We start from the raw sequence: 15,370 nt of genomic DNA, 5'->3' as shown, positions 1-15,370 counted from the left end.
ATTGCCTCCCGTTACAGCTGTTGCGTTGAAGTTGAAGCGTGCGGGCTGAGCGACTTGTCAGCCGGCGGTGTGTCTTGTGACGCGTCGGTTAGCGTCAATCCTTTGGTTTCTGGCGCCCAGGCGATGGAAACCAACGCGCCCAGCACCAGAATCGCGGCCAGTAACGCCATGGTGCCGCCGATGCCGTAATTCACGATCGCCAGCGGCAGCAATAACGTGCCGACCGCCGATCCAAGGCGGCTCATTGAGGTGGCGAAACCCACGCCGCGTGAGCGCACATCCGTTGGGAAACTTTCGGCAGGGAACACGCCCACCAGGTTGCTCACTGCCGACATCACTAAGGTGAAAGCCGCGAACAGCACAATCAGCCAGATGCCCGCGCTGTTGTGCAGCAGACTCAGCAGCAATAAGCAGGCGGCGAGGAAGATGAACGAGCCAATCAGGAAGCCGCGGCGTGAACACATGGCGGTAAGCACAATGCCCAACACCGCGCCGACCAATAACAGGCCGCTCAACAGCAAATCGGTGGCGAAGCCCTGATCCAAACCCATCTGACGCAGAATCGCCGGCAGGAAGGTGTAAATGGCGAAGTAGGGGATCACCAGACAGACAAAGAACAAGCAGTTAAAGGCGGTGCGACGACGATAGTGTGGGCTGAACAGCGCGCTCAGGCCGCCATCGGGTGCTTGCTGGCGCTCTTCCGGCAAGGTCACATTCGGGCCAAACAGACGCGCCACAATCGCCAGCGCTTCTTCCCTTCGCCCACGACGCAGCAGCCAGCGCGGGGATTCCGGCGTGCCGATGCGCAACAGCAGAATCGCCAGCGCCGGTAGCGCCGAAGAGGCGAGCAGCCAGCGCCAGCCGTCTGCATGCGCGTTGAGCGCCAGATGTCCGGCAAAACTCGCCGCCACGTAGCCAACCGTCCACAACACGCTGAAGGCGCCAAGTAGCACACCGCGATGCTTACGCGGCGCAAACTCCGCCAGAATGGTGTGACCGACCGCGAAGTCGCCGCCGAGGCCGAAGCCAATTAGCACGCGCAGCAGGAACAGCTGCTCAGCCGACTGCGCAAAAAACTGCATGCCGGAGGCGAGGGTGATGAGAATAAAGCTGAAGCAGAAGATCTTCTGACGGCCAACGGAGTCGGCGATCCAGCCAAGAATCAAGCTGCCAAGGAACAGGCCGATTAAGGCGGAGCTGCCGATCATCCCCTGCCAGAACGGCGACAGGTTCATCTGCGGCGTCATTTGCGTCAGCGCGAAGCCAACAGAGCCGAGAATGTAGCCATCCGTAAGGTGCGCGCCGAAGGTCAAACCGGTGATTTTGAGGTGAAAGCGATTTAAGGGTACGTCATCCATCAGAGTGGTTTGCTTCATATTCCTTCCTTCTGGTTGGAGAGATGATTGTTATTTTATTGTTATCTGGATGCGAAATTACTGTGACATTTGAGCCGGGCGCAGGCGAGTGCGAAAAACTCATACCCCTATTCCGCAATTTCCTGTGATTGCTCTCATAAAATTGGCGTTTGATTCTCCCTGGCTGAAAGGGCTGTGGTTACATTGGCGCAACATTTCACCCATGTCTGCCGGAGGCAGAGATGAGAAAGTTACCTTCTCTCAATATGTTGCGGCTGTTCGAAGAGACCTGTCGCACCCTGAGCTTTAGCAAAGCCGCCGATGCGTTATTCATGACGCAGAGCGCCGCCAGTCGTCAGATGCGTCAGCTGGAAACCTTCCTCGGCAAAGATCTGTTCGTGCGTAGCCATAGCGGTTTACTGCTTACCCCTGAAGCGATCCAGCTGCTGCCGGTGGTGCGGCAGTCGCTGGATTTGCTGGAAGAGGGCGTGCGCGGCGTGCAACAACACAATCCGCGCCAGCACCTGCGTTTGCAGGTTGCGCCTACTTTTGCCACGCGCTGGTTAGCGCCACGGCTGGTCACGCTGCGTCAACAGCATCGCCATCTGCAAATCATGCTGATCAGTGAAGCGCGCCAGAAATACAGCGACTTTGACTGCGCTATCCGCTTTGGATCGCAGGAAGAGGCGCAGGCGGCGGGCGGCGAAGGGGAATGGCTGTGCCATGAAACCCTGGTGCTGGTGGCCAGTCCGCTGCTGATGCTGGATGGGGCCTGGCCAGATATCAATTTGATGCCTCAGTTGCACATCCTCAATGGCGACAGCCGGCTGGATAACTGGGCGCGCTGGTGTCAGGCTTGCGGTGAAGCCCCGGCGCTGGAAGATAACGGGCTGGCCTTCAGTACCCAGGATCAGGTGATCAACGCCTGCGTGACCGGTGCGGGTTATGCGGTGCTGGATCGTGCGATGGTGCGTAATGAACTGAACAATGGCGTGCTGGTGCAGGTGTCATCACAGATGCTCGCCAGCGCGAACGGGTATTGGCTGGAAGTACCGGGCGGCAAACAGACGCTGCCGCGCGTGACCGTATTTCGCGATTGGCTGTTGACGGAGATGCAGCGTTTTAACGCTGCCGCGCCGATTGCCACGATGACGCTTTAATGGAAAAGGTGGTGTGCAGTGGATTTAGTTGAGTTGTTAAAGAACGCGCCGGTGGTAGCGGCGGTGAAAGATGCGCAAAGTCTGCAACAGGCGCTGGATTCACCTTGTCAGGTGGTGTCGGTGCTCTACGGCAACATTTGCAACATCGGGCGTATCGTTGGGCAGATCAAACAGGCCGGGAAAATGGCCTTCGTCCATGTCGATCTGCTGGAAGGCAGCTCGCGTCAGGAAGTGGTAATTCAGTTTCTGAAAATCGTCACCCAGGCGGATGGCATCATCAGCACCAAACCGGCGATGCTGAAAGCCGCGCGCCAGCACGGTTTCTGGGCGATTCACCGGCTCTTCGTGCTCGACTCCATCTCCTTCAACAACATTGAGAAGCAAGTAGCGCAGTCAGCGCCGGATATTGTTGAAATCCTTCCGGGTTGTATGCCGAAAGTGCTGGGCTGGATCACCGAACGCATCAGCCAGCCGATCATTGCCGGCGGGCTGGTGTGCGATGAAGAGGATGCGCGTCTGGCGCTGGCAGCCGGCGCGCTGGCGGTGTCCACGACCAATGCGAGCGTGTGGCCATTGGCTGCCGCTATTCCGTAGGGTGCGCATTTATGCGCACCTGGATATCAGGCCAGCGGACTCAATCGCTGTAACAGCGGATCCAGCGCCGCATGCAACTGCTGATAAACCTGCTGATTGAGCTGTTGATAGTGCGCGTGATGTGCGGCGTTGGGCATGAAGGTCTCGCCCGGCTGCACCAGCGCTGCCACCGCATCGGCGTACTGTTGCCACACGCCAACCGCTATGCCCGCGCTGATGGCACAGCCGATCGCCGCTGAACTGCGCATGGCATTACGTCGTGCTGGCACGCCAAAGATATCGGCAAACAGTTGCATAAACAGATCGCTATTGGCACCGCCACCCGAAATCACCAGCTGCGCCAGCGGGCGCTCCAGCGCCTGCATCATCGGATCCAGATGATTCTTCATCGTGAACACGATGCCCTCCAGCAGCGAGCGGAACAGATGCGCGCGCGTATGGCGGCCATCGAATCCGATGATTGCCCCTTTGCGCCACGATGCGTGCGCCGGTGCCGCCCAATCGTGCAGTGTGATCAGCCCGTCGCTGCCTGCGGGCACGCGACTGGCTTCGGCACTCAGCAAGCTCTCAATGTCGATGCCGCGATCCTGCGCATCCTGGACAGCGGCTGCGCCAAACTGATCGCGGAACCAGCTGATGGTCCACATGCCGCGACGCACGCCCATGCATTCATAGAGAAAACGTTGTGGCAGCGCGGCCTGAAACGGCCAGAAGTGATCGCTACTGCGCGGAGTTTCATCACCGTGCACCATCGCACCGATATACGTGCCGAGTGAGATCAGCGCTTCATCATCGGCTAACGCACCCGCGCCCAAGGCTTCCACCGCTTTATCATGCGCGGTGGCCACAATCGGCAAGCCTTGCGGCAGTCCGTTGGCTTTGGCGGCGGCAGACGTTACCTGACCGAGTACGTCGCCCGGCCGCACCACATCAAACAGCTGTTCGCGGCGCAGATTGCAGGCTGTCATCTGCGCGTTATCCCAATCCTGATGCACATCGTCCATCGGCCAGCAGCCAATATAGTTGGCGCTGGTATCACGCGTTTCCCCGGTAAGACGATGGGTGATATAGCCGGATGTGGTGGTGATCCAGCGCACGTCGCCATAAGCCGTTTCGTGCTGATAAGGCTGATTAAGACGCACATCCATCCAGTTGATCACTGGCCATGCCAGTTCACCGTCAGCGCGCATCAGCACACGGCAGCAGCGGATCACGCACAACCCGGCGGCCAGCAGCTGATGCGGTTGCCCGCCCAACTGGTGAAAACGCAGCATTGCCGCGCGGCAGGCTTGTTGCACCGATGTCCAGAGATCGTCGTCAGGATGTTCAGCACGGTTTGGCTGCGGGATAGCCAGCGCGCGCAGCGGTTGCTGAGCACTGCACAGCACCTTGCCATCCGTTTGGAAGATCACCACTTTGGCACTTTGCGTGCCCACATCGATGCCCATCAAATAGCCAGACATATCAGACTCCTTTTGCCAGCGCAGTCGCAGCCGCGACGCGCTTGATTTGTCCCATTAATAATGCGGTAAACACCAGCACCAAGACGCTGGCCGTGGCGCCCATCATCCACATATTGCGATAGGCGAGGGCGGGCGGCAGCGTATCCTGCCAGTGGCCAATGATCGGGTAGACGAATACATCCGGCAGAAAACCGATCACCGAGCAGATGCCGATGGTGGTGCCCAGAATTTGTTTTGGCGTATTCACTTCGCCGATGCAGGCAAAGTAGAGCCCGCGCGAGGCGTAGCAGGTAAAGGCCATCAACAGAATCAGGCCAATCGCCAGCACTAAACTCACCGGCTGCCGTGTGACCAGCCACAGCAGAATCAGCGTGGTGAAACTCACCAATGCAAATACCTGAATCACGCGCGTTGGCGAACGCCAGCGGCTGTAGCTGGTGAGCATGCCGCCCATTGGACCACAAATGGCGCGAAACACTTTGTTGATGATGATGCCCATATAGCTGGCGGCGACCAGCGACATGCCGTAAATCTCGGAGAGATAGTTGGTGGAGTAGCTGAGAATGGCGTAAAGCGTATAGACGCCGAAGATGATCATGCTGCAATACCAGGTGGTGGGCATTTTCAGCACGCGTAGCGCATGCTGCAGACTAAAGGCAGATTGTGCCTCGTCGCCGCTCTGGGCAAAGCCATCGCTGACCAGAAACCAGCAGGCGATCCCCAGCGCAATATAGGTGCCGCTGTAAATCAGGATCACCGCTTTAAGACTGTTGGGATCGTCCGGATGAAAGCGTGAAAACACCCACACGGTAAACAGCGCCAGGCCCATCACGCCGACACCGCGCAGGCCTTCCATCCAGCCCATGATTTTGCCTTGCTCCTCACGTGTGCCGAGCAGCGATGCCGCTTTGATCGATACGGCCCACAGCAGCAAAATGGTGGTGATGGCGAAGGCAACCTGAATCAGCAACATCGCCCACAGCGGCGGATAAGTTGCCATAATCATGCCCAATAAGCCGGTGGCGATCATCGCGCCGGACATCACTTTGCGGTGCGAGAATTTGTCAGAAATGATGCCGCCCGGCGCGTAAAGTAAAATCGCTGTAATACCGAAGGTGCTCATAATGACACCAATTTCGGTATTGGAAAAACCCATAAATTTCGCCATGGGAATTTGATAGATATAGCGTAAATAGGCGAGATCGAAACTAATGCCCCCGCTGATGCTTATTACCGCCAGGGTTAGCCAGCGCGTGGTATTTTTAGCGTGCATCTCAAATCCCCAAAATTAGAAACAAAAAAAAGAGAAAAGCATCCTCTCCGCAATTGCGGAAAGTTACTTTTCTCTTCGTCTCAGACAGTAACGGACGCCATTTTTAACACGCAGCCAGGAGTTTGCGTTGTGAAGAGAATCACAAAAGCCAGTTTCACTGTGCTCTCGGTTTTATCCTATTTAATTTGTGCGCAGTAAATTATATGGCGTGATTAGCGCATACTTTTGTTGCAATAACTTTTGTGATTACGATCGCTTTTTATTTTTAATTCGCCATGCTAGCGTAATTGGCAGTTACTCGAGATTAGGAGAAAAGTAACTTCTTCGCTTCACCGCGAAGGAGCTTGCTTTTCTCCTTTTTTATTGCCCGTTATTTAGCCAGGAGGTGAAATGATGACGACGGAAGCGCTGGAGAGTTTTTCTCTCGACTTCTTTGGGTTGCATGGCAAAAGCGCCATTGTCACCGGCGGCAACAGCGGTCTCGGCCAGGCCTTTGCCGTGGCGTTAGCCAAAGCGGGTGCCAACGTGTTTATTCCGGATCTGGCACCTGCCAATGCCGAAACGCGCCAACTGATTGAAAGTTGTGGCGTTCGGGTGGAGTTCATGCAAGCCGATATCACGCAGGCGGGCGAACCGGCACGCATTATTGCCGAATGTCTGGAACGCTTTGGTCGGCTGGATATTCTGGTGAATAACGCTGGGATCTGTAAGTTAAATTCGGTGCTGGAATTTGATCGTCAGGATTGGGATCCAATGATTCAGGTGAATCTCACCGCAGCATTTGAAATGAGTCATCAGGCAGCAAAAATAATGGTGCCGCAGAAGTCGGGCAAGATAATTAATATTTGCTCGCTCTTCTCCTGGCTAGGAGGACAAGGATCGCCGGCCTATGCCGCTACCAAACATGCGATTGCCGGTTTAACCAAAGCCTATTGTGACGAGTTAGGTCAACACAATATTCAGGTCAATGGCATTGCGCCGGGTTATTACGCGACGCCGATTACGTTAAATACCCGCAGCAATCCTGAAACCAATCAACGCGTGCTGGATCATATTCCCGCTAATCGCTGGGGAAATACGCAGGATTTAATGGGCGCGATGGTCTATTTAGCCAGCCGCGCATCAGATTATGTTAACGGTCATTTATTAGTCGTCGATGGCGGCTACCGCGTTCGCTAAAAATTGAGGAATGAATTATGACGCTCTCACGCGAAGCTATTGTTGAACAATTAAAAGAGATCGCCGGTCCGCAGCAGGTGATTACCGATGAAGCAGAATTAAAGCGCAGCAGCCACGATCGGTTCCGTAAATATGCCGATATTCACGGCGTGTATACCATGCCTATTCCGGCAGCGGTGGTGAAGTTACAAAACACCCAACAGGTTTCCGAAGTGCTGGCCTTTATGAATCGCCACCAGATTAACGGCGTGCCGCGTACCGGCGCATCGGCCACCGAAGGCGGGCTGGAAACCGCTGCACCGAATTCGGTGGTGCTGGATGGTTCCGGCATGAATAAGGTCATTAAGATCGATATCGAAAACATGCAGGTCACCGCACAGTGTGGCGTAACGCTGGAAGTGCTGGAAAATCAGCTGCGCGCCCAGGGTTACACCACCGGCCATTCACCGCAGTCGAAGCCGTTAGCGCAGATGGGCGGCTTGGTCGCCACGCGCAGTATCGGCCAGTTCTCCACGCTGTATGGTGCCATCGAAGATATGGTGGTGGGACTGGAAGCGGTGTTCCCGAACGGTGACATCACCCGCATCAAAAACGTTCCGCGTCGTGCGGCCGGTCCGGATATTCGCCATGTGATTATCGGTAACGAAGGTGCGCTCTGTTACATCACCGAAGTCACGGTGAAAATGTTTAAATATCAGCCAGAAAATAACCGTTTTTATGGCTATCTGCTTGATTCGATGAAAACCGGCTTCGCCATCCTGCGGGAAGTGATGGTTGATGGTTATCGCCCGTCGATTGCGCGTCTCTACGATCCTGAGGATGCTAATCAGCACTTCAGTCACTTCTCGAAAGACAAATGCGTACTGATTTTCATGGCGGAAGGGACGCGCGGGATCAGCGAAGCCACCGGGAAAGGCATTGAGGCGATTGTGGCGCAGCACCGCGAGTGTCAGCCGGTTGACAGTAAGCTGATCCAAAACTGGTTCGAAAACCTTAATTGGGGACCGGAGAAAGTGCAGGCCGAGCGCGACTTTATTATGCGCACCGGCAACATGGGCTTCACCACCGAAGTATCGGGCGACTGGTCAACCATTAATGCCATCTACGAAAACGTGCTGAAGCGCATTCGCAACGAATTTCCGCATGCGCAGGACATCACCATGCTCGGCGGACACTCGTCGCACAGCTACATCAACGGCACCAATATGTATTTCGTGTATGACTACAACGTGGTGGATTGCCGCCCGGAAGAGGAGATGGCGAAATACCATGTGCCGCTTAACGGCATGATTGTGGAAGAGACGCTGAAGCTGGGCGGTTCGATGGTACATCACCACGGCATTGGTAAGCATCGTGTGCAGTGGGCGAAACAGGAGCACGGCAGCGCCTGGCCGATTTTACAGGCGCTGAAGACCGCGTTTGATCCGCATGGGATTATGAATAAAGGCACCATTTTCCCGCAAGAGTAGTGCTGCTCGTTACCAGGTCGCCATGAATGGCGACCCTACGGGGCGCGCAGGGACGCGCGCGTTATTTACCACACACTTCGCAGTGCGCGTCTTGTGCCACCTTCATGCTGCGGAATTCCGCGCTCATCGCATCGTACATCAGTAAGCGCGCGCTAGCGGGTTGACCGAACGTCGTTAGCACTTTTAAGGTTTCCATCGCCTGCATCGCGCCAATCACGCCAACCAGCGGTGCCATCACGCCCGCTTCGACGCAACTTAACACCTGATCGCCAAACAAACGGCTGATGCAGCGATAACACGGCTCGCCGGGCTGCCAGGTGAAGACGCTGAGCTGGCCTTCCATGCGAATCGCTGCGCCGGAGATCAGCGGCACCTTGTGCTGAAAACAGAGACGATTGATCTGCTCGCGGGTATCGACGTTATCGGTGCAATCCACCACCGCGTCGTGCCGCGCAATCAATGCGCTGAGCTGCGCGTCGTCCAGCTGTGCATCAATTGGCTCCAGCTGACAATGTGGATTAATCGCCGCCAGCTGCTGCTGCGCCGAGGCGACTTTTGCCATGCCAATCTTCGCATCGCTGTGCAGGATCTGACGCTGCAGATTGCTCAGGCTAACGGTATCGAAATCGAGCAAGGTGAGATGTCCCACGCCCGCCGATGCCAGATAGGGCGCTGCTGAACAGCCGAGACCGCCGAGGCCGACCACCAACACGCGTGATGCCTTCAGTTTTTCCTGGCCATCAAAATCAAAACCGCGCAGTACGATCTGGCGGTTGTAGCGCAGCATCTCTTCATCACTCAACTCAACGCTCATTAACCCTCCAGCAGCGTGTTAAAGGCTTCGATCTCCACCCATTCGCCGGGTTCGACATCGCCGCGATCGCGCTCAAGCACCACAAAGCAGTTTGCCAGCGCAAACGAACTGAACACATGCGAACCTTGCGCACCGGTGCTGCGGACTTCCAGCACGCCGTCATCGCCACGGCTAACAATCGCACGCTGGAAGTCGAGACGACCCGGCGATTTCTTCAAACGCTGCGTGGCGCGCGCGCGTTGGCGCAGCGGCATGATGCGCGTGGTTTGGCCGGTTAAGGTGGCCAGCAGCGGCTGGACTAATTGATAGAAAGTTACCGCCGCAGAAACCGGATTGCCCGGTAAACCGCAGAACCAGCTGTTTGCCAGACGCCCAAAAGCAAAAGGTTTACCCGGCTTAATCGCCAGTTTCCAGAAGGTGATAGCGCCAAGCTCTTCCAGCATCGCACGGGTGAAGTCGGCCTCGCCAACCGACACGCCGCCGGTGCTGATCACCACATCGGCCTGACGATCGGCTTCAGTAAAGGCGGTACGCAGCGCCGCCTGATCGTCGGCAATGACGCCAAGATCAATCACTTCGCAGCCCAGCTTGTTGAGCATTAACGCCACGGTAAAGCGGTTGGTGTCGTAAATCTGACCTTCCGCCAGCGGCTGGCCGACCGCCTGCAATTCATCACCAGTGGAGAAAATGGCCACGCGCAGTTTGCGCAGTACGCTCACTTCAGCAATCCCCAACGACGCCAGCAGCGGCAGTTCGGCCGCGCCGAGACGTACTCCGGCGTCCAGCACCTGTTTGCCCGCCTGAATGTCTTCGCCGATGCGACGAATGTTCTGCGCGGCCTGCACCGGCGCGGTAATCACAATGCCGCCGTCGCGCTGCTCCGTTTGCTCCTGCATCACCACGGCATCACAACCGGCGGGAATCGGCGCGCCGGTCATGATGCGGATCACGCTGCCCGCTGGCCAGGCACCGTTAAACGGCGCACCAGCAAACGCTTTACCGGCCACCGGTAACACGCGGTCAGGCGCGATATCAGCCAGGCGCAGCGCGTAACCGTCCATCGCCGAGTTATCAAACGAGGGCACATCGAGCGGCGAAAGAATCGGCTTCGCGGTGATACGTCCGGCGGCTTCAAACAGCGAGACGTTAAGCGAATCGCTGATCGGCTTCAGCTGTTGCAGCATCTTTTGCTGCGCGTCTTCGAGGGAGATTAATCCTGCGGTAAAAGGTTCCATGTCCATCTCTGCCTGGTTAATTTCAGATGCGGTCTATTATGGGTAATGCGTGGCCGTTAAGCGAGAGTTGGTGGTCAGTAAGGGGTATTTCACGCTACGGCTGATTGAATTTTCGGTCACCATAAATGGCGACCCTACAATATTGCGCGTGTATTAGTAGGGTCGCCATTTATGGCGACCGGAAAAACCACTCACAACCAAAAAAGCATAATCCACAATAAAAGGTTATGACCGCGCAGGCAGTTTCTGCTTTACAAGATGAGGGGGCCTTTCTATAGTCGAAAATTGCCAAAAAAAGATGAAAACCATTCTAAATCAGTGTTTTTGGTTCTGACTCCTTCACAGGGTACCGGTTATGGCTAAAGCAGTTATCGCAATTCACGGCGGTGCGGGCGCGATTACGCGTGCGGCAATGAGCGCCGAAAAAGAGCAGCACTATCGTCAGCAACTCAGCGCAATCGTTACCGCAGGCCAGCAGATTCTTGCCGCCGGCGGCAGTGCGCTGGATGCCGTTACCGAAGCCGTGCGCCTGCTGGAAGAGTGTCCGCTGTTTAACGCAGGCAAGGGCGCGGTATTCACTCATCAGGGCACGCATGAACTCGATGCCAGCATTATGGATGGCCGCACGCTGGACGTCGGCGCGGTCGCGGGCGTCAGCCACATCCGCAATCCGATTCTGGCGGCGCGTAAAGTGCTGGAAAACAGCCCGCACGTGCTGTTTATCGGTGTGGGCGCAGAAGCCTTTGCCGCAGAGCAAGGCTTAGTGCCGGTCGAGGCAGATTTTTTCTCCACGCCGGAACGTTGGGAACAGCTGCAGCGCGCGCTGCACAGCCAGCAGATGGTGTTGGATCACGACGGTGAAGCAAACAGCCACAGCAACGATCCGCTGGACCCGGATCGCAAATTCGGCACTGTCGGCGCGGTGGCGCTCGATCTTCAGGGTAATCTGGCGGCCGCCACCTCAACCGGCGGCATGACCAACAAACAGGCCGGACGCGTGGGCGATTCACCGTTGGTTGGCGCGGGCTGCTACGCCAGCAACGACACAGTGGCGGTTTCCTGTACCGGCACCGGCGAAGTGTTTATCCGTACGCTCGCCGCCTATGACGTAGCGGCGCAGATGCATTACGCCGGACGCTCGCTGCAACAGGCCACCGCCAACGTCATTCATGACAAAGTGCAGGAGCTAGAGGGTAGCGGCGGGCTGATTGCGATTGACGCCGTAGGCAATGTGGCGCTGCCGTTTAACAGCGAAGGTATGTATCGCGGATTCGCCTATGTGGATGGCGACGTTGAGGTAGCGATTTACCGCGACAGCTAAGGAGCAGGCATGACGGACCAACAGCTGCAGTTTGCGCCGGAGCAGGTTCTGGCGGTGCGCGATCTTAACGTGCGCTTTGAGCATGAAGGGCGCATTACCGAAGCGGTACGCAACCTGTCGCTCGACCTGCATCGCGGTGAAACCCTGGCGCTGGTGGGCGAATCGGGCTCGGGAAAATCTGTCACCTCGCTGGCGCTGATGCGTTTGATTCAGCAGGCCGGCGGTGAAGTGAGCGGCGAAATCCAGCTGCGTCGCCGCAATGGCGAGGTGCTGGATGTGATGCGCGCGTCGAACGGTCAGATGCGCAAAGTGCGCGGCGCCGATATGGCGATGATTTTTCAGGAGCCGATGACCTCGCTCAATCCGGTATTCACCGTTGGCGAGCAGATTGCGGAATCCATCCGTCTGCATCAGGGCAAAAGTCATCAGCAGGCGCTGGCAGAAGCGCGGCGCATGCTCGATCTGGTGCGCATTCCCGAAGCAAACAACGTGTTATCACGCTATCCGCATCAACTCTCAGGCGGCATGCGCCAACGCGTGATGATTGCCATGGCGCTGTCGTGCAAACCGGCGCTGCTGATTGCCGATGAACCCACCACCGCACTCGACGTCACCATTCAGGCGCAAATTCTGCAATTGATCCGCGTGCTGCAAAAAGAGATGCAGATGGGGGTGATTTTTATCACCCACGATATGGGCGTGGTGGCGGAGATGGCCGATCGTGTGCAGGTAATGTATCGCGGTGATGTGGTGGAACGCGCGCCGGTGCAGCAGCTGTTTGCTGAGCCGCAGCAGCCTTATACCCGCGCGTTGCTGGCAGCGGTGCCCAAACTGGGGGCGATGCACGGCCAGCCGTTACCGGCCAAATTTCCGTTACTGCACAGCAACGGCCGTGAAGAGAAAGCCGAGCCGCAGGACACGGTGCGTCACGATCGACCGCCAATTTTGCAGGTGCGTGATTTAGTCACGCGCTTTGATATTCGCGGCGGCTTACTCAATCGCGTCAAGCGTCGCGTGCACGCGGTGGAGAAAGTCAGTTTCGATCTCCATGCCGGTGAAACGCTGGCGCTGGTAGGCGAATCCGGCTGCGGAAAATCCACCACCGGACGTTCACTGCTGCGGCTGGTGGCTAGCCAGGGCGGCACCATCACCTTTGACGGCCAACGCATCGATGCGCTGCAGGGCAATGCGCTGGCGTCGCTGCGCCGCGATATCCAGTTTATTTTCCAGGATCCTTACGCCTCGCTCGACCCGCGTTTGACCGTGGGTTTCTCAATCATGGAACCGCTGCTGGTGCATAAAACGCTGGATCGCCGTCAGGCGGAGAAACGCGTTGCCTGGCTGCTGGAGCGCGTTGGCCTGCTGCCGGAACATGCGCAGCGCTATCCTCACGAGTTTTCCGGCGGCCAGCGCCAGCGTATTTGCATTGCACGCGCGCTGGCGCTCAATCCCAAAGTGGTGATCGCCGATGAATCGGTGTCGGCGCTGGACGTGTCGATTCAGGCGCAGATCATCAACCTGATGCTCGATTTGCAGCGTGAATTTGGTATCGCCTTCTTATTTATCTCGCACGATATGGCGGTGGTAGAACGCATCAGCCATCGCGTGGCGGTGATGTATCTCGGACAGATTGTGGAGATGGGGCCGCGTCAGGCGGTATTTGAGCAGCCGCGCCATCCCTACACCAAAAAACTGATGGCCGCAGTGCCGGTGGCCGATCCGGCGCATCGGCATCGTGAGCGGGCGCTGATGGTGGATGAGATCCCCAGCCCGATTCGCCCGTTGGGCGATGAGCCGGAAGTGGCGCCTTTACTGGAAGTGGCACCGGGCCATTTTGTCGCCCGACACGCAATTAGTGGCGCCTGAGCAGCAAACAACCGCACATCTTTGGATGTCGCGCATGACAGGGATTACAGGAGAACGATAACGATGCACCATATTATGCGAAAAGGGGTTATCACTGCCGGTTTGTTGAGTTCGGCGCTGGCGCTGCCCGCGTGGGCGGCGAAAGATGCGGTGATTGCGGTGGCCTCGACCTTTACCACGCTCGACCCGTATGACGCGAACGATACGCTGTCGCAGGCGGTGGCGAAGTCTTTCTATCAGGGCTTGTTTGGCTTCGATAAAGACATGAAGCTGACCAACGTGCTGGCAGAAAGCTATCAGGCAAGCAGTGACGGTCTGACGTACACCATCAAGCTACGCCCTGGCGTGAAATTCCAGGATGGCACCGACTTCAATGCCGAAGCGGTAAAAGTTAACCTTGATCGCGCCAGCAATCCGGATAACCATCTCAAACGCTATAACCTGTTCAAATATATCGCCACCACCGAAGTGGTCGATCCGAGCACGGTCAAGATCACCCTGAAGCAGCCGTTCTCGGCCTTCATTAACAACCTCGCGCATCCGGCGGCGGTAATGATTTCGCCAACCGCGCTGAAGAAATATGGCAAGGATATCGGCTTCCATCCGGTGGGAACTGGCCCGTTTGCCTTTGATACCTGGAACCAGACCGACTTCGTGAAAGTGAAGAAGTGGGATGGCTACTGGAAAAAAGGTTATCCGAAGCTGGATAGCATTACCTGGCGTCCGGTGGTGGATAACAACACCCGCGCGGCGATGCTGCAAACCGGCGAAGCAAGCTTTGCTTTCCCGGTGCCGTTCGAGCAGGCCAAACTGCTGGAAGGCAACAGCAAGCTCGATGTGGTCACCACGCCATCGATCATGCAGCGCTACATCAGCCTCAACGTGACGCAAAAGCCGTTTGATAACCCGAAAGTGCGTGAAGCGCTGGAGTATGCGATCAACCGTCAGGCGCTGGCGAAAGTCGCCTTTGCCGGTTACGCCACGCCAGCCACCGGCATCGTGCCACCGAGCATCGATTTTGCGCAGAGTTATCCGGCGATCAAATACGATCCGGCTAAAGCGCGCGAATTGCTGAAGGAAGCGGGCTTCCCGAACGGTTTCGAAACCACCTTGTGGTCGTCGCATAACCACAGTACCGCGCAGAAAGTGCTGCAGTTCACCCAGCAGCAGCTGGCGCAGGTGGGCGTGAAGGTGAAAGTGACGGCGATGGATGCCGGTCAACGTGCCGCTGAAGTGGAGAGTAAAGGGCAGAAAGAGAGCGGTGTGCGCATGTTCTACACCGGCTGGTCAGCATCGACCGGTGAAGCCGACTGGGCGCTGACGCCGCTGTTCGCCACCACCTCATGGCCGCCAGCGATCTTCAACACCGCGTTCTACAGCAATCCGCAGGTGGATAAAGATCTCGCCGACGCGCTGAAAACCACCGATCGCGACCAGAAAGCTAAGCTGTACAAAGACGCGCAGGATCGCATCTGGAACGACCATCCGTGGATCCCGCTGGTGGTGGAACAACTGCTGTCAGCCAACAATAAAAACCTCAGCGGTTTTTATGTCATGCCCGATACCTCATTCAATTTTGATGAGGCCGATCTGAAGTAACAGACGCGGCCAGCCTTAGCGGGCTGGCCGATGCTGCGCAGG

General features: G+C 56.9%; 12 protein-coding genes. 7 read left to right on the top strand and 5 right to left on the bottom strand.

Annotation, left to right across the window (positions count from 1 at the left end):
* Positions 1-11: 11 nt before the first annotated feature.
* Positions 12-1,376 carry an MFS transporter gene (locus tag BM323_RS03050; protein ID WP_008102517.1) on the bottom strand — a complete coding sequence of 455 codons (1,365 nt, stop codon included), beginning with the start codon at positions 1,374-1,376 and terminating at the stop codon, positions 12-14.
* Between the two features lie 221 nt (positions 1,377-1,597).
* On the opposite strand from BM323_RS03050, the gene BM323_RS03045 reads away from it, so the two are divergent.
* Both BM323_RS03045 and BM323_RS03040 read left to right on the top strand, forming a co-directional pair.
* Complete coding sequence (locus BM323_RS03045) at positions 1,598-2,515, top strand: LysR substrate-binding domain-containing protein (RefSeq protein ID WP_008102515.1); 918 nt, start codon at positions 1,598-1,600, stop codon at positions 2,513-2,515.
* Positions 2,516-2,533: 18 nt separating this feature from the next.
* Positions 2,534-3,109, top strand: a complete 576-nt coding sequence (locus tag BM323_RS03040) for a glycerol-3-phosphate responsive antiterminator (RefSeq protein WP_008102513.1) — start codon at positions 2,534-2,536, stop codon at positions 3,107-3,109.
* 26 nt (positions 3,110-3,135) lie between these two features.
* On the opposite strand, the gene BM323_RS03035 is transcribed toward BM323_RS03040, so the two are convergent.
* Positions 3,136-4,572: an FGGY-family carbohydrate kinase gene (locus BM323_RS03035; protein WP_008102511.1), complete on the bottom strand. Its 1,437-nt coding sequence runs from the start codon at positions 4,570-4,572 to the stop codon at positions 3,136-3,138.
* Between the two features lies 1 nt (position 4,573).
* Positions 4,574-5,845 carry an MFS transporter gene (locus BM323_RS03030; protein ID WP_008102509.1) on the bottom strand — a complete coding sequence of 424 codons (1,272 nt, stop codon included), beginning with the start codon at positions 5,843-5,845 and terminating at the stop codon, positions 4,574-4,576.
* Between the two features lie 393 nt (positions 5,846-6,238).
* Here BM323_RS03030 and BM323_RS03025 point away from each other — a divergent pair, with 393 nt between their 5' ends.
* Positions 6,239-7,024, top strand: coding sequence for an SDR family oxidoreductase (locus BM323_RS03025; protein WP_036647936.1), 786 nt, complete (start codon positions 6,239-6,241; stop codon positions 7,022-7,024).
* A gap of 17 nt (positions 7,025-7,041) precedes the next feature.
* Entirely contained in the window at positions 7,042-8,493 is a 1,452-nt protein-coding gene (locus BM323_RS03020) for an FAD-binding oxidoreductase (protein WP_008102506.1), read from the top strand.
* Positions 8,494-8,554: 61 nt separating this feature from the next.
* Here BM323_RS03020 and moeB read toward each other — a convergent pair whose 3' ends face one another.
* Together moeB and moeA are read right to left on the bottom strand one after the other, a co-directional pair.
* Entirely contained in the window at positions 8,555-9,307 is a 753-nt protein-coding gene (gene moeB, locus BM323_RS03015) for a molybdopterin-synthase adenylyltransferase MoeB (RefSeq protein ID WP_008102505.1), read from the bottom strand.
* Entirely contained in the window at positions 9,307-10,542 is a 1,236-nt protein-coding gene (gene moeA / locus BM323_RS03010) for a molybdopterin molybdotransferase MoeA (protein WP_284155555.1), read from the bottom strand. The genes moeB and moeA overlap by 1 nt, the downstream gene beginning before the upstream one ends.
* 355 nt (positions 10,543-10,897) lie before the next feature.
* On the opposite strand from moeA, the gene BM323_RS03005 reads away from it, so the two are divergent.
* The 3 genes from BM323_RS03005 (at position 10,898) to gsiB (ending at position 15,328) form a co-directional block, all read left to right on the top strand.
* Positions 10,898-11,863 (top strand): isoaspartyl peptidase/L-asparaginase family protein, encoded by a 966-nt coding sequence (locus BM323_RS03005; RefSeq protein ID WP_008102502.1) that lies wholly within the window; start codon positions 10,898-10,900, stop codon positions 11,861-11,863.
* 9 nt (positions 11,864-11,872) lie between these two features.
* Positions 11,873-13,729, top strand: coding sequence for a glutathione ABC transporter ATP-binding protein GsiA (gene gsiA / locus BM323_RS03000; RefSeq protein ID WP_008102501.1), 1,857 nt, complete (start codon positions 11,873-11,875; stop codon positions 13,727-13,729).
* Between the two features lie 63 nt (positions 13,730-13,792).
* A complete protein-coding gene (gsiB, locus tag BM323_RS02995) occupies positions 13,793-15,328 on the top strand; it encodes a glutathione ABC transporter substrate-binding protein GsiB (RefSeq protein WP_008102499.1) in 1,536 nt (511 codons plus the stop codon).
* Positions 15,329-15,370 lie beyond the last annotated feature (42 nt).

The organism is Pantoea sp. YR525 (assembly GCF_900116775.1).
Lineage (GTDB): Bacteria > Pseudomonadota > Gammaproteobacteria > Enterobacterales > Enterobacteriaceae > Pantoea > Pantoea symbiotica.
Note: the sequence above shows the minus strand (reverse complement) of the source record. Positions and strands in the feature narration are given on the sequence as shown.